We start from the raw sequence: 19,273 nt of genomic DNA, 5'->3' as shown, positions 1-19,273 counted from the left end.
AGGCTCCGTTCTAGCAAGCGGCGAAGCCGCGTTCTAACCACAGCTTTTTATGCCCTTTTCTTCGCTTTTTCTAGCAAGGAAACGAAGTTTCCGTCTAGCCACGAGCAGGAGCCGAAGGCTCCGTTCTAGCAAGCGGCGAAGCCGCGTTCTAAGATTTACAAAGTAAGATCCAGTTGTGACAGTTCTTCCAGCAACCAGCTACCGGCGCTGCCCAGCGAGCGGTTTTCTGCCCAGACCACGTCGACCCCTTGCAGGCTGGCGACTTTCTGATAGTCCCGTTGCAGGATAATCAGTTCACCGCTATCCAGTTTTTCCTGCACCACATTACGGTGCAGAAAGGCCCATCCCAGACCGCTGCATAGCAGGTCCATAATCAGGTGCGGACTTTCTGAAAACCATACACTGGGGCTGAACATCAACCGCTCATGACTGCGATCACTGAGGTCCACGCTACGCAGTACCAGTTGCCGATAAGCGCGCAGGTTTGCATGGCTGACCGGCTGTTTACCGACAATGGGGTGATCGTGACGGCACACTGCCACCAGCTCAGAATAACCGATGCCGCGAAAACCAAACCCCTGTGGATAGCTTTCGCGCTCCAGCATCAGGCCGATATCCGCGCGGTTAGTACGCACCAGTTCCGCCACATCGCTGCCGCCGGGGTCCAGCAGTTCCAGCTGGATATGGGGAAAACGTTGCTCGAAGCGGTGCAGAATCGCCATGAGTGGCCGGTTGGAGATACTCTGCTCCACTGCCAGACAGAGTTCGACCTCATCACTGTGCCCCAGCGCCTGGGCATGGACACGAAACTCATGCTGACTATGGAGCACGGTGCGGGCGTATTCCAGCAGTGCTTCTCCGCTTTTTGTCAGCACCGGATTGCGGCTGCTGCGGTCAAACAGCTCGACATTGCTGTCCAGCTCCAGATTACTGATGGCGGTGCTCACCGCGGACTGCGCCTTTCCCAGACGCCGGGCGGCAGCCGAGAACGAGCCGGTTTCAGCCGCCATCACAAAGGCTTCCAACTGATCAATACCTGCCATCTGCACACCCTCAATCTATCTGAAATTCAGATAGTATCTAACTTTTATCTATCTAAATAAACCCTAGAATGGCCACCATCATTTAAGCACTGTCAGCTGACAGGGAATTTGTAAGGAGCCATCATGAATCAGCCTATTATTACCCGTACTCCCATGGACCGTCTGCGTCACACGTTGATGTTTGAGGCGCTGTTGCTGACCCTGCTGGCGCCGATGATGTCTCTGATGCTCAACCGGGATATCGTTGATGTGGGGATGTTATCCGTGGTGATCAGTATCAAGGCGATGCTGATCAACCCGATCTTTAACTACTTGTTTGATCGCTATGATGTTCGTCTTGGCAGGATTCCCACCGAGCGAAAACTGCTGGGCAGAGTTCTGCATGCGATGGGGCTGGAAATCACACTGACCGCCACCTCATTGCCGCTGATCGTCTGGTGGCTGGATGTCACCTTTATGCAGGCACTGGTGGTAGATATGGTGATGATTTTCGCGGTAATGGCCTACACCCTGGTGTTTAACTGGGGCTATGACCGGGTGTTTCCGGTGGCTCAACCCGCCGCGTCACTGCCTCTGTCTGAGAGCTCTGTCTGAGAGAGTACTGAAACACCTCTGGTGCTGTGCTTTGGCTAACCGGGGGGATAATAAATTTTTACCACAGAGAACACAGAGGCCACAGAGAAGAGCTTATTAATCTTTCCTCTGTGTTCTTAGGATGCCCCTTGGGTACGGTGTCCTCTGTGGTGAGCCAGGTTCAGGGGTTGCACCTTCGCTGTCTCATAATCCAGCAATATTTACCACAGAGAGCACCGAGGCCACGGAGAAGAGCATTATGAATCTTTTCTCTGTGGCCTCTGTGGTGAGCTAGCTTTAGCGGTTTGCTCCTTCCGTTCAGGCGACCCGGGCAGCCTTGGTCTGGTTATCCAGATACTCATCAAAGGTACCGGGGAAGTGGATCACTTTGTGATCTTTAATCTCAATAATATTGTCCGCCAGGGACGAGACAAAAGCGCGGTCATGGCTGACAAAGATCAGTGTGCCATCAAAGCCTTCCAGGGCGATATTCAGCGCTTCAATCGCTTCCATATCCATATGGTTGGTGGGCTCGTCCATGATCAGCACATTGATATCCATCATCATCAGTTTGCCGAACAGCAGACGGTTTTTCTCACCACCGGAACAGACCCGGGCCTTCTTATTGAAGTCATCCGCGGTAAACAGCAAGCGCCCCAGCATCGCGCGGACTTTAAGGTCGTCATGCTTGGGTGTACGCCACTGAGACATCCACTCGAACAGCGTAAGATCCGTATTAAAGTCAGCCGAGCTGTCCTGTGGGCAGTAGCCGATAGAGGCGTTTTCAGACCACTTAACAGTGCCCTCTCTGGCCTGTAGTTCATTCATCAGGCAGCGCAGGAAGGTGGTTTTACCGGCACCGTTCTCACCGATAACCGCCAGTTTGGCGCCCGCTTCAAGAATCAGATTGCCACCGGAGAATAGCATTTCGTCTTCAAACCCGTGGCCCATCTCTTCCAGAATCAGCGCCTGACGGTGTAACTTTTTATCCTGTTTATAGGTAATGGACGGGAACTGCCGACTGGAGGTTTTCACCTCATCCAGCTCAATTTTCTCCAGTTTCTTCGCCCGGGAGCTGGCTTGTTTCGCTTTCGAAGCGTTCGCCGAGAAGCGGTTAACAAATGCCTGCAGATCTTCCATCTCGGCACTTTTCTTGGCATTCGACGTTAACAGCTGTTCGCGGATCAGCGCAGAGGCTTCCAGATAGTAATCATAGTTGCCCGGATAGATTCGCAGTTCGCCATAGTCGATATCCGCCATATGGGTGCAGACCGCATTGAGGAAGTGACGGTCGTGGGAGATGATGATCATGGTGCTCTTACGCTGGTTGAGCACATTCTCCAGCCAGCTGATGGTGTGGATATCGAGGTTGTTGGTGGGCTCGTCCAGCAGCAGGATATCAGGATTAGCAAACAACGCCTGGGCCAGCAGCACCCGCAGCTTCCAGCCCGGGGCAACCTGACTCATCAAGCCAAAATGGAACTCCTCAGCGATACCGGCTTCCAGCAGGATATCGCCCGCACGGCTCTCGGCGCTGTAACCATCCATCTCGGCAAATTCCACCTCAAGATGGGCGACCTTCATGCCGTCCTCTTCCGACATCTCGGGCAGAGAGTAGATACGCTCACGCTCCTGCTTCACCTTCCACAGTTCCGCATCCCCCATAATCACCGCGTCTATCACCGTGTAGTCTTCAAAGGCAAACTGGTTCTGGCTGAGGATACCCAGCTTTTCACCCGGCGTCACAGACACATTACCCGCCGTTGGGGTCAGCTCACCACTGAGGATCTTCATAAAGGTAGATTTACCGCAGCCGTTGGCGCCAATCAGACCGTAACGATTACCGTTGCCGAATTTCGCGGAGATATTTTCAAACAGCGGCTCAGCGCCAAACTGCATAGTGATGTTTGCAGAGGAGATCAAAGGAATACGTCCTGAAAAGAAAGTTCTGGAAAGAATGTACTGAAAGAGAATCCGGAAAAAGAGCCCTGAAAAGTACAGGTTAAACAACACCAAAACGGCACTGCTAAAGAAGCGGCAACTTTAAAGAGTTAAGACGCCAATGTCGAGAGGCAACTGTACATTTATTGAACAAAAACGACCTTTCTGAGGATTAGATCGGTAGAGTTAAAATATTTGCCGCAAAGCACTCCGGTTTTGCGTCTTCTACTCTTTCTCTGCGCCCCCGATGGTTTGATGTAGATGTTCCACAGAGGACACAGAGCGTGGCAGTTGATAACCGTTTAATCAGGGCAGTTCTGCCAGCATCTTTGCCGCAGACTCACCAACCTTGGTATCAGCTCCCAGATCGACAGCGGTTTGCAGCGCGGTGCGGGCTTTTTCAGTATCGCCCAACTGGTTGCTGACAAACCCCAGCGTTAGCCAGATGCGCTGATTGGATGGATCAATAATAGAGCCCTCATCGAGCATTTTCAGGGCCTCATCAGACCGTCCGATGTAATGCAGTGTCAGTCCCAGATTGTTGTAGGTATCTGCATTTTCCGGTGCAAATGCCAGCAATTTTTCATACAGCTTAGCGGCCTGTTGATAGTCCTGTTTGGCAAACAGCTCATTCGCCATGCGGGAGATCTCCACCGGGTCTTGCAGCACACTCAGATCGGAGGTCGCGCCCACACTGTTGCCGCTCATACCAGCCCCACCCATAGCAGCAGAACCCATCGTCGAAGCAGTGCGCCCCGCGGTGCCGGTCAGCAGATCACTGGAGAGGGTTTGCCCAGCCACCGGCCAGTCCAGATTGGGCTTAGTGGCCGCTAATGTCGGTTCAGAGAGGTAATACTGCCGGGTGAAGCCAAACACAACCAGACCAAAGATGATCTGAAAAGCCACTATCGTGAGCCAGAACTTAACACTATGAGAGTTTGCTCTATCGGTCATACAGATTCCTTAACAATTAAACAACATGCCGGTACCGCAATAAATAGTGCGACTCACTAGTCGACCACGCAGACAGCAATAAATTCCGCTCAATTCAAACTGAATAACTAAACAGGTGCCCCCCGGTAATAGTGCCAGAGAAACAGTGAGCCGGCACTGCGATAAGGTGCCCAGTGCGCAACCATCTCCCGTGCCTGCCTGGGCGTCGGTTTTTTCTCCAGCCGTTTTAAGCGCCCTAAAGCCACCAGCAATGCCAGATCATCGGCGGGAAAAATATCCTGCCGCTGCAGCGAAAACATCAGATAGATCTCTGCGCTCCAGCGGCCAAAGCCCCGCAACGAAGAGATCACGCTGATCGCCTCATCATCAGGCAGATGGGGCAGCGCCTCAAGATCCAGGGTTTTATCGACAACGGCACCCGCCAGCCCGTTGGCATATTCGATCTTACGCCAGGACATCCCGGCGTCCCGCAACGCCTGATCATCCACCGCCAGAAGCCGTTCAGCGCTGCCCCCGGCCAACAGCGTTTCGACCCGTCCCCGGATCGCTGCAGCCGCCTCGGTAGACACCTGCTGACCAATAATAATCGCCAGCAGTGCGGCAAAACCGGCCGCTCTTTGTCGGGGTGCCGGAACGCCGGTCTGCGGCAGTGCGCGGGCGATATCCGCATCTACCCTGGCCAGCTGTTGCAGTGCCCGGCTGATATCTGACCGGTTCATCATCGAGCCTTTAACCATTGAGTTTTTGATAACCGAGCATCCGAGCGCTACGCCTCATCTGCTGCATTTTGCTGACGCAGCAATAGCTGCTGCATCTCAGCCGCGGGGACCGGGCGACTGTAATAATATCCCTGAGCATACTCACACCCCATCGCCGTAAGCATCTCTTCCTGCTCAGACGTTTCAATACCCTCAGCAATAACACTCAGATTCAAGTTATCTGCCAAAGCTATTATCGATTTTGTGATCGCCTGATCATCAGGATCATTGACCAGGTCCCGCACAAAAGAGCGATCAATTTTTAATGAATCCGCAGGCAGATGTTTCAAATAACTCAGACTGGAATAGCCGGTTCCAAAGTCATCGATACTGATAGAGACCCCCAACAGTTTTAGCTCAGACAAAACATGGATAGCCGCTTTCACATCGTTCATGATCATGCTTTCAGTAATTTCAAAATCAATGTTAGCACTTTCAACACCGGTTTCTTTCAGCATCTTTGTGATAGTGCTGACAAAACCTGCCTGCTGGAACTGTCTGGCCGATAAGTTAATCGCCATATCGTTTAACCATGAAAACGTCTCTGACCACTGTTTCATCTGTCCGAACGCTTCCCCAATCACCCATTCACCTATCTCAATAATCAGGCCCGTTTCTTCCGCCAGCGGAATAAACTCTAGCGGCGAGACAATACCAATGTCCGGATGTTGCCAACGAATCAGCGCTTCCATACCGCAGATTCTTTTACTGATCAGATTCACCTTAGGCTGGTAATAGAGGATAAACTGCTGTTCTTCGACCGCTTTGCGCAGTGCATCTTCAAGCTGAAGCTTACGTACCACATTGTCATGAATATCTTTGGTATAGAACTGAAACGCATTGCGCCCCATATTTTTCGATAGATACATCGCCGTATCTGCATTTTGAATTAACGTTTCAGCGACGTTTGAATCATCCGGACAGATGCTGATACCGATACTGCTGGTAACCCTCAAGTCATAGCCATCAATGATGTAGGGCTGTTTGATAACAAATAACAACTTCTCAGCAATATTTGATACATCCTGTATACATTGAAAATCTGACACCAGCACAACAAACTCATCACCGCCAAAGCGCGCCACAGTATCACTCTCCCGCATCTGAAAAGCGATACGCTCGGCAACCTGTTGTAACAACTTATCGCCGACAGAGTGACCGAGCGAGTCGTTGATCGTTTTAAACTGATCCAGGTCGAGAAACAGCACTGCGGCTTTGACTTTACGCCGTCGGCTGTACGTTATCACCTGTTCCAGACGATCATCCAGCAGACTCCGGTTTGGCAGCCCGGTTAACTCGTCATGGGTTGCCATAAACGCCAGGCGATTGGTTTCCCGATCAAGATCCTCATTCATCGCATCCAGCGCCCGAGCCAGTTCAGTAAACTCGTAGCTGCCCCAGTCCGCTATAGGTTGCGGCTTCAAACCGATTGAAAAAAGACGGGTGCGTTCAACCAGTCTTTCAACCGGTCTGGAGATCATCCTGCGCACCGCTGCATTGATAAGAGCACTGATTGAAATAACGATAATGACAAAAAACAGTACGATGTAATACAGAGTGTTGACCAAGGGCTTTAAAATTTCCTCAGTCGGAATCAGATGCACATAACTCCACTGCATCGGCTGCAATACGACAGCTATAGCTTGATAGGATTTACCCTGAACACTGACCTCCCCCATAAAGGTTGCAGAGTCTGTAGAGGGTTTAGACAGCATCAGCAGCAGTTCTGACTCGTTCTTATCAATGGCGAACGGCTTAGTCTCTGCTTCTAACTGCTCTTGCCAGGGACCGGCTAAGAGAAAACCTCCCTGGCTATCCCTCAGAATATGCTGCTCACCTGCAAACTTATCATTAGCAGAGCTGATAAGCCTGAATAACATACTCGTATGCACATCCTGCCCAAGTGTACCGACCCACTCCCCTTTTATGTCGAGGGGATGCACAGCACTAACGATCCAGGTTCCGGAAACGGAATCAAACAGAGGAGAGGTCCACTTTGTTTCACGCTGAGGGTTGCGTTCAGGTGACGCCAGAGTCATCCAGTCAGAGCCGGTATAATCTGTTTCCGGCTTCATACGATAGATAAAGTCCGGATAGATCAGGTCATAGATCAATTCACTGCGTTGATGACCCAGAAACCAGAGATTGTCGAAAGATTGCTTACTACTGGCGGCAATACCAAAGGCTTCAAAAATATTAAACATTCGGCCATAAAAACGCCTGGCATCAGCATCGAGATTGTAATCCGGAGGTAAAAACAGGCCCGCCTGAATGCGGCCATCATAGTGCGCTTTATTATTTCTCCAGGCACCGTCGGCTGAAAGCGCCATCCGCTGATCAAATCGGGCGATATCTTCCTGATTCGCATCGATGAGCTGTCGATTGATCAGTAAGTTTAACTTCTCAAGATTGCTAGTCAGCACATTCAGATCAGAGGCAAAATCATCCGCCACTATCTGGATATAATCCAGGTGCTGAGCTAACTCTTTTTCTAAGAGCTCTTTTTTAGCCGTAAAATACAAGGCGAATAATGCCGGTACTAAAACCCCTACTGAGCTTAAAATAACGATCCAACTCATTTTTTTGGAAACATTCATCACAAACTAAGGCTCATAATCTGATTCAGAAAGCCATTCTAGACCACTAACCGAACGAGGAGAGCAATTAAGCCCCTCATTATGAGATAGCGAATGAACCTCAGGCCGGGTTAACGCAGCGGCAATTCAATGGTGACCAGAATGCCGTCAGGCGGGTGGTTTTCAAGGGTAAACTGTCCCTGATAGCTTTCGACAATATCATGACAGATCGACAGTCCCAGCCCTGCCCCCTCTTGCCGCTCATCAAGACGTTGGCCCCGTTGCAGCAGCAGCTCGATGCTCTCCTGTGGCAACCCATTACCATCATCCAGGACTTGGATTACGGCATGATCAGCCACTATCTGAATGGTTAAATTAACCTTACTCAGGCCATATTTGCAGGCATTGTCGAGCAGATTGCCGATCAGTTCGAGCATATCATCCCGATCCTGCGGCAGAGTGCCGGCCGCTGACAGGTCCGTTTCAATACGGATAGCCGGGTATAACTTGCCGAGGATATTAATCAGCGGTGGCAGATCGACCGCCAGGTTAGTTTGTCGGCCTGGAGATGAAACACCGACAATCCGGGCACGTTTCAGTTCACGCTGAATCAGCCATTGAATATCGTCCAGCAGATGTTTGATATCCGGGCTGTAAGCGGCGGCAGACTCATCCTGCAACTGTTGCAGTCGCTGCAATGGTCGTTTGATTTCATGGGCCAGATTGCCCAGCGAATGACGGGAGCGACTGACCCGCTGCTTTAACTGTTGCAATAGCTGATCAATATCATCTGCCAGGGGTGCCAGTTCCTCAGGCACACTGTGCAGATCAGGTTTCTCTTCAGCGTAACGGAACGCTTGGATCTTTTCTCTGACCGAGTCCAGATAACGAAAGTTGCGGGTCAGAATCCACTGCTGCATAAAGAACAGCGCAACGGCGCCACAGGCCAGCACCAACAGCGCCCAGAACGAATAACGCCATTTCAGGGCATCCAGCGGCGAGCTGTTTTCGACAATGCTCAGGGTGAACGCTGTATCCCCCTTGCTAAACCCCAACTGCCAGACCAGCCAGTTCTGACCACTGGCTCCAGCCATCTGAAAACTGTTTTCCTGCCCCTGAGCCAGGGTTTTAAACGTTACAGGATAATCCCACAACGAGCGGCTTCTGATCTCTATATCCGGGCCACTTATCAGATAATAATGTCCGGAAAGCGCCCGCTGATAGACTGCACTTGCGCCCCGTGCGCCCACCTCCCATGTCTGATTGTCGGGCACCGGCTGCAACGCAGCAATAAGGGATTCGGCATCGTGTTTCATGCCCGAGAGCATATACTCATGGGAGATCTGACCGATGCCCCAGTTCACCACCAGCAATAACGCGCCCATAGTAAGGCAGAGTGCCACTATCAGGCTGCGGCTCAGTTGTCTGCGAATCGACACTTTAATCATGGACAGCTGCTGTAAAGGGTGGGTCTATATAAACCCTGTCTATAAGGGCTTTGTTGATAATAATACGGTCCGCTCACTGTTCACTCGCCTATCCGATAGCCTTTGCCCCACTGGGTCTTGATAAAGTCTTTACCAAAATAGTTACGCAGGCGGTTTACATAGACCTCAATAACATTACTGTCTTTAATCTGTTCCTCTTCGTATACCTGCTCACTGAGATAACTTTTAGAGTGCACCTTATCCGGGTACATCATAAAGTGACGTAGTAAGCGAAAATCAGTGGAGGTCAGGGTGATCAGCCGACCATCCTGGGCAATCGCTTGCTGCTCTGCCAACAGCAGGCGCACCCCCTTCCATTCCAGCACATTATCCGCTTTACCTACCGTCCGTCTGACCACCGCCTGCAGACGGGCGATCACCTCATCCGCATGAAACGGTTTCCCCAGATAGTCATCGGCTCCGGCATTCAGGCCATCGACCCGCTCATGCCAGGCATCCCTGGCCGTGAGAATAATCACCGGCACGTGATTACCTTTTGCGCGCCAGTGTCTGAGTACATCCAGTCCGGGAATCTCCGGCAAGCCCAGATCAAGCACCACCGCATCAAACTGTTCCTCATCGCCAAGAAACTGCCCGTCAGTACCATTATGTGCCATCTCGACCACATAACCAGCCTTTTGCAGACTGCGCTTTAATCCTTCAGCCTGATCCAGGTCATCTTCGACCAGTAGAATTCTCAATCGTCCTTTTCCTCTTTCAATACTATGCCGGATGCTGCATCAATATGAAACTCGCGCACTTCACCATTCTCTCTGAGCACCTCGACCTCATAGACGATTTTTCCGTGCTCCTGCTCGATCTCCAGATCGAGCAGGCGTCCATTCAGGCGAGATTCGTTGACAGCCATAATATCAACGAAGGACATGATTTTGCCTGCGGCTACCCACTCCCGCACCTGGGCATCACTGATATCAGTGCCAGCGCAAGCCTGATTAATCACTCCAACGCTCATAACCAGGAATGCGAACAGTATCTTCATCGAACTCTCCACTTTCAGCGCGTTCATGGCACGCATTACAGTTGCTGAAACTACCTACTTTCTCATTGCCACTGACCATACGTTCTGGCACTTCATCGTGTTTACGCACGAAATAGGGAAGTTCCGTGATACGTAAAGGCGCATCACCCTTCATACGTTTTAACATTCCACGGCCGGGTTTGCCCGCATTATCCGTCAGATAAGCGGTGATCATCGCAGCAGACTCAGCAGACACTTCAGCGTTTTCACCAAAGTGATCATCCAGCGAAGTCATTATAGTGCTCCAGCTTTCTACCGGTAGTAAACCCGCAGGATAAGCCACATGACAGGCACCACACTCTTCACGATAAACAACCGCCTCGGGCGTGCTCGCTGCACCGGCACTATAAGTGCCAGAGGCATTGCTCACACCGGTCAGCCCCAACCCCCATGCGGCCAGGATAAAACTGCCGGCAACACTGTAACGGATATATCCCATCGCTTTTTTTACTCCTGATTTCATAATCTTATTGCCCCCTGATCCATACTAAGAAATCGCCCTTCTCCTGCGCCGTACACTCGCGGTTGAGTGTCCATTTGCAGTTTCTCAAAAACCACTTATCGATCTTGTCAATATCCGTAAAGCGTTTCGGATTGACCGATGGCGCCATCGGTTGAATCGCCTTGCCGGTTTTAGCATGCTTACCCACACTGGTTGGATCTACGCCGTGACACTGCGTGCAACTGCGACCATCGTTATCGGATTTCCACAGTGCTAAGCCAGCCTCTGCGGTGAATGTTTCAGCACCCTGTGCGCGGTATTCACCCAGTTTCTGATCGATAACATCCGCATTGGCAGCAAACGCCAGGCAAGACAACAGCCCGGCCAGCAGTCCTATTTTTTTAGACATGAGTCTCTCCTTTAACCTTCTCAATATTTGATTTGTCAGCACCGATAACTTTGACGCCAGTAACCATGGCGCGGATAAGGTTTTCCCGATGCAGCAAGCTGCTGACGACCACCCCTGCAAGATGAATAAACACCAGGGCCAGGGTGCCGTTAGCACAAATTTCGTGCAGCTCTTTCACCAGATCCGGATTAAATGACGCAACAAAGGTTCCTGCCAGTGGGCCGGTATTATCGGTGGCAATCAGTGTCATACCGAAGAAGCAGGTCAGCGCCAGCATCAGAAGTAACGCTATAACCATCAGACCGCCGGCAGGATTATGACCAACATAATGCTCAGCTTTACCCGTTAGCAGCGATTTCAGATAACGCACCACCTTCTCTTTACCGGTGACAAAATTAGTGAAACGGGCATATTTGGGCCCAACAATGCCCCAGAGCAAGCGGAATGCGATCAGCGCACTGATGCCGTAACCCATATAAAAATGCAGGGTTTCAAAATCACCTTCACTCAGATAAGCAACCGTGAAAAACAGCGCCAGTGACCAGTGGAACACCCGAACCAGCGGGTCCCAGACTTTTATGACCTGTTGTGAATCTTTACTCGACATCTCTAGCCTCCTCTTACCGTTCATGTCCATGAACAATCTCTATAGTGGCTATCTTAATGAGAAGATCTTAAAAGAAGCTTAAAAAGCCTTAAGCTTTTAAAGGTTTTGTAAAAAAAGCGGAAAAGGCCGGTGAAGCTGAACCTCAAGGCAGAGGGATCGGTGACATCGATAACCGCCCTTGTATTTCATTATTCGCAACACTGCAATGTATATATATCAATATACGCAAGGTATTTTTTTATATAGAGTAGCCCTATTAAATTTCAGCAGTCTCACCTGTATAATAATGCGCCTGCCTGAATTTAAGCCTTGCCGGTCAGCGGTATCTGCGGGCTGTATAAAACACATTTTCAGTCACTGCCTACAGCGCGGTGACGTAATCAACCGGAACTATCAGATATGTCTAATAACTACTTCAACACGCTGCCACTGCGTGAGCAACTGGAACAACTGGGTAAATGCCGTTTCATGTCTATCGACGAGTTCAGCGATGGCGTTGAAGCACTGAAAGGCAAGAAGATGGTTGTCATCGGTTGTGGTGCACAGGGTCTGGCCCAGGGTATGAACCTGCGCGACAGCGGTTGTGATGTTTCTTACGCCCTGCGTGAAGCAGCGATCGCTGAAAAGCGTCAGTCCTGGAAAAATGCGACTGAAAACGGTTTTGTTGTCGGTACTTATGAAGAGCTGATTCCAACCGCTGATGTGGTTCTGAACCTGACCCCAGACAAACAGCACACCGCTGTTGTCAACGCTATTATGCCGCTGATGAAAGAAGGCGCTTGCCTGTCCTACTCTCACGGTTTCAACATCGTTGAAGAGGGTATGAAGATCCGTGAAGACCTGACCGTTATCATGGTTGCACCTAAGTGCCCGGGTTCTGAAGTACGTAACGAATATGTGCGTGGTTTCGGTGTACCTACCCTGATCGCCGTTCACGAAGACAACGATCCTAAAGGCGAAGGTCTGGCTCTGGCGAAAGCTTACGCTGCCGGTACCGGCGGTCACAAAGCGGGCGTACTGATGTCCTCTTTCATCGCTGAAGTTAAATCTGACCTGATGGGTGAGCAGACTATCCTGTGCGGCATGCTGCAAACCGGTTCTCTGCTGTGCTTCGACAAGATGGTTGAAGAGGGTATCGACCCTGGTTATGCCTCTAAACTGATTCAGTACGGTTGGGAAACCATCACCGAAGCACTGAAATACGGCGGCGTCACCAACATGCTGGACCGTCTGTCTAACCCAGCTAAGATCAAAGCATTTGATCTGTCTGAAGAGCTGAAGCAGATCATGCGTCCGCTGTACAACAAGCACCAGGATGACATCATCGACGGTACCTTCTCCCGCACGATGATGGAAGACTGGGCCAACGACGACAAAAACCTGCTGGGATGGCGCGCAGAGACAGCTGAAACAGCCTTCGAAAAAACACCGGCTGGCGATGTCGAGATCTCCGAGCAGGAATACTTCGATAAAGGTATCCTGATGGTGGCTATGGTTAAAGCGGGCGTTGAGCTGGCATTCGAAACCATGACCGCTGCGGGGATCATTGCTGATTCTGCATACTATGAGTCACTGCATGAGACTCCGCTGATCGCTAACACCATCGCCCGTAAGAAGCTGTACGAGATGAACGCAACTATCTCTGATACGGCTGAATACGGTTGCTACCTGTACAACCACGCGTGTCTGCCACTGCTGGCTGATTTCATGAAGGACATCAAAACCGACGTTATCGGTAAAGGTCTGGATCTGGAAGATACTGGCGTCGACAACGCTCGCCTGATCGAAGTGAACACTGCCCTGCGTTCACACCCGGTTGAAGCGATCGGTACTGTACTGCGTGGCCACATGGCTGATATGAAGAAGATCGTTTAATTAATTAAGATCTTACTTCCAGAAAGGGCTGGGCTTAATCGCCCGGCCTTTTTTTATGTTCAAACACTATTGATGCTGATTCTGGATACTTATGAATATACGCCTCGACAACCTGACAGTTAACTTCGATGATCGCTTTCAACTGGATGAGATCAACTGGCAACTGGACGACACCCAGCACTGGGTCATCACCGGTGCCAACGGTTCAGGAAAATCAGCATTAGCTGCCGTGCTGGCAGGTGCTGGCGATACCCTGAGCGGCTCTCTCACAGGAGTACCCACAAAGGTCGGGCTGGTCTCCTTTGAAGCCCAGGCAGAACTGATTGAGCGGGAACGTAAAAAAGATGACGCCGATATCATGGACGTGATCTCTGAAGGCACTCCCGTGCATGAGATTCTCAGCGAAGGCGGCCGCAACCCGGCACTGACACGTCAGCTTGTAGAGATGTTTAAGCTGGAATCACTGCTAAACCGTTCATTCCGTAAACTCTCCACCGGTGAATCGCGCAAAGTGATGCTGATCCGGGCACTGGCCAGCGAGCCTGAGCTGCTGGTGCTGGACGAGCCCTTCGATGGTCTGGACGCCCATACTCTGGAGATGCTGCAGCAATATCTGGCAACACTGGTAGAAACGGTGCCGATGGTACTGGTGCTGAACCGCTTCGACGAGTTTCCCGATTTTGTCACCCATATCGCCTATGTGGATCATGGCCGGTTGCAGCATCAGATCGACCGTCAGGACAGCAAAGCCTACAACGAGCTGTATCAGCTGCTGCATCTGAAAACCACGGATCTTGAAGTCCCGGGTGCCGATCCGGAAACCGCGATTCCGAAGCTTGATCCGGCACAACCTCTGGTTCGGCTTAACAAGATCAATATCACCTACGATGGCCACCGTATTATCGATTCACTGGACTGGACCATCGAACGTAATCAGCACTGGCAGCTGAGCGGTCCTAACGGTAGCGGCAAAACCGGGCTGCTGTCACTGATCACCGGCGACCATCCCCAGTGCTATGTGAATGATATTTTCGTGTTTGGCTATCAGCGGGGCAGCGGCGAGAGCATCTGGCAGATCAAACAGTTTATCGGCTATGTCTCCACCGCCCTGCAGTGGGAGTATAAAGTGGGTACCGGGCTGAGAAATGTCATTATTTCCGGGTTCTACGACAGTATCGGTCTGTACACCAAAGCAACCGACCGGCAGAAAAAGATCGCCGATGAGTGGCTGGCCCTGCTGGGGATGTCTGACCGGGCGGATACTCCGTTCAATAAACTCTCCTACGGTGACCAACGTCTGCTACTGATCGCCCGGGCGATGGTGAAACACCCTCCCCTGTTGATTCTGGATGAACCCTGTCTGGGACTGGATGATATGAACCGTCAGTTAGTTCTGGCACTGATCGAAAAGATCTGCGCCGGTAGCGAAACCTCGGTACTCTATGTTAACCACCACGCTGAAGACAGGATCAAAGGGATCGATAACTATCTGCAACTGGAAAAGCGGGAGCCTGCAGCTAGTTAATTGCTGTGGTATTGATCTGCAGATAAGAAAAATAGAGTTAAATAGTCCTGTTAAGTAACGCTTATTTAACAGGACTTTCAGGATACCAGCATCTTGCTAATCCGAGTTTATTTTGGCAAGTGATAACGAAACAATCGACGCCATAAAATCTAAATAGCTGCACTACATATACTTTACAGCTTTCGTAGCCAGCTTATTTTTTATAGGATGCTTCAATACTCTACACATCAGGGAAGACGATGATTATCAACTCCGGCAGTTCCAGATTCCAACCTAAGTTATTACCTCTATTAATCAGTTCAGTCCTTTGCTTCACGGGCCAAAGCACTTTGGCTGAAGCAAGTTTAACCGAGATTACACAAGCCCCAAATGATATATCAATGTTACGAGTCAGTTTAAATGCTTCTGGTGGGGTCGTTGTCGGTACGAATATTGGTGAATTGAGCCAACCTGCAGCATTCCAGTGGAAATTAAACACGGGGATAACAGGCATACAAGAGCTTGAAAATCACTGGTTGTCCATTGCATTTGGCATAAGTTCTGACGGTAACTCAATTATTGCTTCATCATATAAAACGGCAGATGATAAAGCCCCTCATGCATTTCTTTGGAGTAAAGATTATGGACTCAAAGATTTAGGCACACTTGGTGGCAACTATTCTGTACCTTTTGATGTTAATTCTGACGGATCAAAAGTTGTCGGAAGATCTGAATTAGGCCCAGACGATCTATATAGTGATCATGCATTTTTATGGTCAGAATCCTCTGGAATGGTTGATCTTGGCAGTCTGGGTGAAGACCAGTCAAACATATCTCAAGCTTTAGGTATTAGTGCTGACGGATATACTGTGGTGGGTGACTCATTTATTGGCTCGATGGGGAACACCTACCATGCTTTCAGGTGGACTCAAGCTGCCGGAATGGTTGATCTTGGAACGGAGGACTTTATTAACTCGTCTGCTCACTCAGTCAGCGCTGATGGTGGTGTTATTGTGGGTAAGGCGTTAACCCGCAAAAACATCGAATATGTTGCATTCAGGTGGACTGAAAAGAGTGGCATGGTCAGTTTAGGCGCTCTTCCTAATCATAAATCTTCATCTGCATTAAAGATCAGTGATAATGGACAAGTTATTGTTGGTGTATCAGGGCCTCAACGACTCAGTTATGACACCACCAGAGCATTCAGATGGGAAACAACTAATGGAATGCAATCCATTGAAGAATGGCTTACCGATAACAACGTAGATATTTCTGACTTATCTGCACCAACCTGGATGGCAACTGATACCAGTGCTGATGGCAGCGTAGTTGTAGGCCTTCTTCATAATCGCAAAATTTTTATAGCCCGAGTCAAGGAGGAAACGGGTAGTGGATTAATCACACGAGAGGGCTTAAGTGAAAGCCTCCTCTCTTCATCCTCAGCCACGAATTCAACAATGCGCAAGATAGCTACACTAGTTAATGGTGCACATAGCCATCCCATGTCACGCAGAGTCAATGCAGGACAAGACACCATCTGGAGCGCTGGTGACCTAGGATCAGACGATCACAATAACCGGAATGGCTCTTTTGGTATTGCAGAAATAGGGGCTGGCCATAATTTCGGACCAATTCAAGTGAATGCATCGTTGGGTAAAACCTGGTCAGATCAGAACCTGGTCTCAGGTGGTGATGTTGATTCTGAAGGCAGCTATATCATGCTAGAAGGGATTTTACCTGTTTTAGCCAGGCAAAAACTGTTTGCAACAGTTGGTACTTTTGGCCATTGGGGTGAAGCCGATATCCGCCGGGGATATCTGAATGCTGGGACTCCGGATTTCTCCTCAGCCAGCCCAGATACCATTAGCTGGGGTGTTCGTGCCCGCATAGACTGGCTCGACGCATGGTCCGCTGGACAGGTTAATTTTACGCCCTATTCCGATATCAGCTATACGAAAACAGAACTTGACGGGTATACCGAAGTAGGTGGCGGTTTCCCAACTCAATTCAATAAGCGCATAGCAGATATTACCGAGCTAAGGCTGGGTGTTAACGCATCAATCGCTATCCAGAACAGAAACGTACAACTTTTTGGCGGCTTAGAAGCGACTCACCGCCTTGATAAACAAGGCATAAGGACCTCGGGACAACTGCTGGGGCTTTATGATTTTGAACTTGACAGTCCAGAATATGATTCCACCTGGTATAAAGCAACGTTTGGCCTTGAAGGGAGGCTAAGCAAGGGTAAAGCGTCATTAATGTTAAACGGAACCACCGAAGGAGAGATGCCTGATGCCTGGCTAGCCGCGTCTTATGAGGTATGTTTCTAAGCCCTCTCCTAGGGTAAATAATAAGAAAACCCGGCATCACTGCCGGGCTTGTTCTGCGCTGATGAGCGGTACCGTGTGCGATAACTTGCCCGAAGGGGAGGACAAATAACCCGCAATCACAATACCACCGCAGAGAATCAGAAGACGATACGCATACCCACCAGATAACCCGGATCGGTGTTGTCGGCATCGGTATCCCCGATCTCTCCAAATACACTAACCGCTTTCTGTTCAGGGAACTTGTAGGTCGCGTTGGCGTACCAACCCGTTACATCATCACCCGCATCTTCATCGCGGTTCTGAACGCCCACCGCAACCGTAGTCGTCTCGGCAACCGGGAAAGAGGCAACCAGGTTATAGACATCAGCGGTATCTTCCATCGAACCGTAGTCCGCGCCAAACTTAGCAAAGCCTGCATCAAAGGTTACACCGACGCCCCATGAAGAGACGGAATCGGATCCCAGTTCCTGATAGTTCTGATACGCCGCCATCAGTCCCACATTTCCCAGGTCGGTTGAGACAAACAGATCCGTGGACTTAGTGCCATCGCTGTCCGCATTACCTTCCGCTTTAAGGTCAGTAGAGACCGACACAAACAGATTATCAAACTGTGCATCGACACGGATAACATCATCGCCAGCATCATCGTTGAGGTCAAAAATATCGTCCTCAACTACGGTCTCATACGCCTTTTCAACGCTGAATTCATCGGTGGAATAGTTTTGCTTACCGACCCGCAACGCAATATTGTCAAACTTAAGCCCCAGATAGGCCTCTTCCAGCTTACCGCCATCCTGAGAGTCAGCGCTTTGATCGTTAGCGCGTTTGTCAAAACTGTAATCCAGCTGTGCAAACGCACTCATGCCTTCATTAAGGTCATAGGTCACCCGATTTTTCAGTTCCAGATCGTCAAACTCAAGATCCTGATCCTGGTTATCACCGATCTTCTGGCGCAGTTGAACCTGCAGATCACCTTTAAGATCATATTTCAGGCCGTTGCCTTCATAGATGGTTGCCGCCTGAACGGAACCGGCCAGTATCGCGGCTGCAATTGCAGTAGTCAGAGCTACTCTCTTCATCGTGTTCTCCACTTCATTGATGGATTGCTTTTATATTTTTTGTTCAGGTTTTCGGGGTTCCTGAAGCCCATTGGTGCTCAGTCGTCGCTACACTCGAACAGCCATTCAGATATCTCTGACCTGATACGAACCTTAGCGCCAGAGACACTTTAAAGAGAGATCAAACCCATTAAAAGTTATTGAAAATAAAGGATTTATTATTTATACAGCGCATTAAGTTCGTTTTGTTCATGGCACCCGACAGGCATAAAAAAACCCTGGCAATTGCCAGGGTTAGTAACGTTTACAGGGGTCAGTAAAAAACCAGATCAGCCCTCGCCTTCATTCACCGCAACTTCTGGCCCACGGTTACGATTACGGAACAGATCCATTACCGGTGGTACGACCAATACGATCACGGCGATCGAGATGATCGTCAGCGTCAGCGGCCGCTCCCACAGGAAAGCCAGACTGCCGTCAGAGATCACCAGTGCCCGGCTCAGATTGGTCTCCATCAGACCTCCGAGAATGTAGCCCAGCAACATCGGCGCCATTGGGAATTCCAGCAGCTTAAGGAAGATTGCAATCACCGTAATGACCACCATCATCTGGATATCAAAGGTATTGAAACTGACCAGATAAACCCCGGTGATGGAGAAAAACAGAATCATCGGAAT

The 19,273-nt window shown here is 50.1% G+C and carries 17 protein-coding genes; 4 read left to right on the top strand and 13 right to left on the bottom strand.

All coding sequences use genetic code 11. The features are described 5' to 3' along the window. Window positions 1-155 precede the first annotated feature (155 nt). Window positions 156-1,043: a LysR family transcriptional regulator gene (locus ACQY8X_RS17875; RefSeq protein WP_428036489.1), complete on the bottom strand. Its 888-nt coding sequence runs from the start codon at window positions 1,041-1,043 to the stop codon at window positions 156-158. A gap of 123 nt (window positions 1,044-1,166) precedes the next feature. Between ACQY8X_RS17875 and ACQY8X_RS17870 the strand changes: the two genes are divergently transcribed. Next, entirely contained in the window at window positions 1,167-1,637 is a 471-nt protein-coding gene (locus ACQY8X_RS17870) for a PACE efflux transporter (protein WP_428036488.1), read from the top strand. A 297-nt stretch (window positions 1,638-1,934) separates the two neighbouring features. Here ACQY8X_RS17870 and ACQY8X_RS17865 read toward each other — a convergent pair whose 3' ends face one another. The 10 genes from ACQY8X_RS17865 to ACQY8X_RS17820 form a co-directional block, all read right to left on the bottom strand. Then, window positions 1,935-3,539, bottom strand: a complete 1,605-nt coding sequence (locus tag ACQY8X_RS17865) for an ABC-F family ATPase (protein WP_428036487.1) — start codon at window positions 3,537-3,539, stop codon at window positions 1,935-1,937. A gap of 324 nt (window positions 3,540-3,863) precedes the next feature. Continuing rightward, window positions 3,864-4,511, bottom strand: a complete 648-nt coding sequence (locus ACQY8X_RS17860; protein WP_428036486.1) for a tetratricopeptide repeat protein — start codon at window positions 4,509-4,511, stop codon at window positions 3,864-3,866. A 107-nt stretch (window positions 4,512-4,618) separates the two neighbouring features. After that, window positions 4,619-5,230 carry a DNA-3-methyladenine glycosylase family protein gene (locus ACQY8X_RS17855; protein ID WP_428036490.1) on the bottom strand — a complete coding sequence of 204 codons (612 nt, stop codon included), beginning with the start codon at window positions 5,228-5,230 and terminating at the stop codon, window positions 4,619-4,621. Between the two features lie 47 nt (window positions 5,231-5,277). Then, window positions 5,278-7,848 (bottom strand): putative bifunctional diguanylate cyclase/phosphodiesterase, encoded by a 2,571-nt coding sequence (locus ACQY8X_RS17850; RefSeq protein ID WP_428036485.1) that lies wholly within the window; start codon window positions 7,846-7,848, stop codon window positions 5,278-5,280. A 128-nt stretch (window positions 7,849-7,976) separates the two neighbouring features. After that, window positions 7,977-9,293, bottom strand: coding sequence for a sensor histidine kinase (locus ACQY8X_RS17845; protein ID WP_428036484.1), 1,317 nt, complete (start codon window positions 9,291-9,293; stop codon window positions 7,977-7,979). Between the two features lie 80 nt (window positions 9,294-9,373). After that, window positions 9,374-10,033, bottom strand: a complete 660-nt coding sequence (locus ACQY8X_RS17840; protein ID WP_428036483.1) for a response regulator transcription factor — start codon at window positions 10,031-10,033, stop codon at window positions 9,374-9,376. Next, window positions 10,030-10,332, bottom strand: a complete 303-nt coding sequence (locus ACQY8X_RS17835; protein WP_428036482.1) for a PepSY domain-containing protein — start codon at window positions 10,330-10,332, stop codon at window positions 10,030-10,032. Before ACQY8X_RS17835 ends, ACQY8X_RS17840 begins: the two co-directional genes overlap by 4 nt. Then, the gene (locus ACQY8X_RS17830) at window positions 10,286-10,834 is read right to left on the bottom strand and encodes a diheme cytochrome c (RefSeq protein ID WP_428036481.1); all 549 of its coding nucleotides are present in this window, start codon (window positions 10,832-10,834) and stop codon (window positions 10,286-10,288) included. Before ACQY8X_RS17830 ends, ACQY8X_RS17835 begins: the two co-directional genes overlap by 47 nt. A 4-nt stretch (window positions 10,835-10,838) precedes the next feature. Next, window positions 10,839-11,222 (bottom strand): DUF1924 domain-containing protein, encoded by a 384-nt coding sequence (locus tag ACQY8X_RS17825; protein ID WP_428036480.1) that lies wholly within the window; start codon window positions 11,220-11,222, stop codon window positions 10,839-10,841. Next, complete coding sequence (locus tag ACQY8X_RS17820) at window positions 11,215-11,829, bottom strand: cytochrome b/b6 domain-containing protein (protein ID WP_428036479.1); 615 nt, start codon at window positions 11,827-11,829, stop codon at window positions 11,215-11,217. The genes ACQY8X_RS17825 and ACQY8X_RS17820 overlap by 8 nt, the downstream gene beginning before the upstream one ends. 399 nt (window positions 11,830-12,228) lie before the next feature. On the opposite strand from ACQY8X_RS17820, the gene ilvC reads away from it, so the two are divergent. From ilvC to ACQY8X_RS17805, 3 genes are all read left to right on the top strand, one after another. Continuing rightward, window positions 12,229-13,704 carry a ketol-acid reductoisomerase gene (ilvC, locus tag ACQY8X_RS17815; protein ID WP_428036478.1) on the top strand — a complete coding sequence of 492 codons (1,476 nt, stop codon included), beginning with the start codon at window positions 12,229-12,231 and terminating at the stop codon, window positions 13,702-13,704. A 91-nt stretch (window positions 13,705-13,795) separates the two neighbouring features. Then, window positions 13,796-15,229, top strand: coding sequence for a molybdate ABC transporter ATP-binding protein ModF (gene modF, locus ACQY8X_RS17810; RefSeq protein ID WP_428036477.1), 1,434 nt, complete (start codon window positions 13,796-13,798; stop codon window positions 15,227-15,229). 239 nt (window positions 15,230-15,468) lie between these two features. Then, on the top strand, window positions 15,469-17,538 hold the full coding sequence (locus ACQY8X_RS17805) for an autotransporter domain-containing protein (RefSeq protein WP_428036476.1): 2,070 nt from the start codon (window positions 15,469-15,471) through the stop codon (window positions 17,536-17,538). 137 nt (window positions 17,539-17,675) lie between these two features. Here ACQY8X_RS17805 and ACQY8X_RS17800 read toward each other — a convergent pair whose 3' ends face one another. Beyond that, window positions 17,676-18,617 carry a porin gene (locus tag ACQY8X_RS17800; RefSeq protein ID WP_428036475.1) on the bottom strand — a complete coding sequence of 314 codons (942 nt, stop codon included), beginning with the start codon at window positions 18,615-18,617 and terminating at the stop codon, window positions 17,676-17,678. Window positions 18,618-18,925: 308 nt separating this feature from the next. Continuing rightward, on the bottom strand, window positions 18,926-19,273 hold a 348-nt coding region (locus ACQY8X_RS17795; protein WP_428036474.1), incomplete at its 5' end, for a tripartite tricarboxylate transporter permease.

The sequence above is a fragment of the Amphritea sp. genome (assembly GCF_050300915.1).
In the GTDB taxonomy this organism is placed as follows: domain Bacteria; phylum Pseudomonadota; class Gammaproteobacteria; order Pseudomonadales; family Balneatricaceae; genus Amphritea.
The sequence above is the reverse complement of the archived record's forward strand: the minus strand, read 5'-3'. Positions and strand labels throughout refer to the sequence as shown.

Excerpts from the sequence above, each read along its gene's own strand:
- ACQY8X_RS17870 (WP_428036488.1), top strand. The coding sequence starts at position 1,167 with ATGAATCAGCCTATTATTACCCGTACTCCCATGGACCGTCTGCGTCAC.
- ACQY8X_RS17805 (WP_428036476.1), top strand. The coding sequence starts at position 15,469 with ATGATTATCAACTCCGGCAGTTCCAGATTCCAACCTAAGTTATTACCT.
- ACQY8X_RS17860 (WP_428036486.1), bottom strand. The coding sequence starts at position 4,511 with ATGACCGATAGAGCAAACTCTCATAGTGTTAAGTTCTGGCTCACGATA.
- ACQY8X_RS17825 (WP_428036480.1), bottom strand. The coding sequence starts at position 11,222 with ATGTCTAAAAAAATAGGACTGCTGGCCGGGCTGTTGTCTTGCCTGGCG.
- ACQY8X_RS17850 (WP_428036485.1), bottom strand. The coding sequence starts at position 7,848 with ATGAGTTGGATCGTTATTTTAAGCTCAGTAGGGGTTTTAGTACCGGCA.
- ACQY8X_RS17820 (WP_428036479.1), bottom strand. The coding sequence starts at position 11,829 with ATGTCGAGTAAAGATTCACAACAGGTCATAAAAGTCTGGGACCCGCTG.
- ACQY8X_RS17800 (WP_428036475.1), bottom strand. The coding sequence starts at position 18,617 with ATGAAGAGAGTAGCTCTGACTACTGCAATTGCAGCCGCGATACTGGCC.
- ilvC (WP_428036478.1), top strand. The coding sequence starts at position 12,229 with ATGTCTAATAACTACTTCAACACGCTGCCACTGCGTGAGCAACTGGAA.
- ACQY8X_RS17875 (WP_428036489.1), bottom strand. The coding sequence starts at position 1,043 with ATGGCAGGTATTGATCAGTTGGAAGCCTTTGTGATGGCGGCTGAAACC.
- ACQY8X_RS17830 (WP_428036481.1), bottom strand. The coding sequence starts at position 10,834 with ATGAAATCAGGAGTAAAAAAAGCGATGGGATATATCCGTTACAGTGTT.
- ACQY8X_RS17845 (WP_428036484.1), bottom strand. The coding sequence starts at position 9,293 with ATGATTAAAGTGTCGATTCGCAGACAACTGAGCCGCAGCCTGATAGTG.
- ACQY8X_RS17855 (WP_428036490.1), bottom strand. The coding sequence starts at position 5,230 with ATGAACCGGTCAGATATCAGCCGGGCACTGCAACAGCTGGCCAGGGTA.
- ACQY8X_RS17835 (WP_428036482.1), bottom strand. The coding sequence starts at position 10,332 with ATGAAGATACTGTTCGCATTCCTGGTTATGAGCGTTGGAGTGATTAAT.
- modF (WP_428036477.1), top strand. The coding sequence starts at position 13,796 with ATGAATATACGCCTCGACAACCTGACAGTTAACTTCGATGATCGCTTT.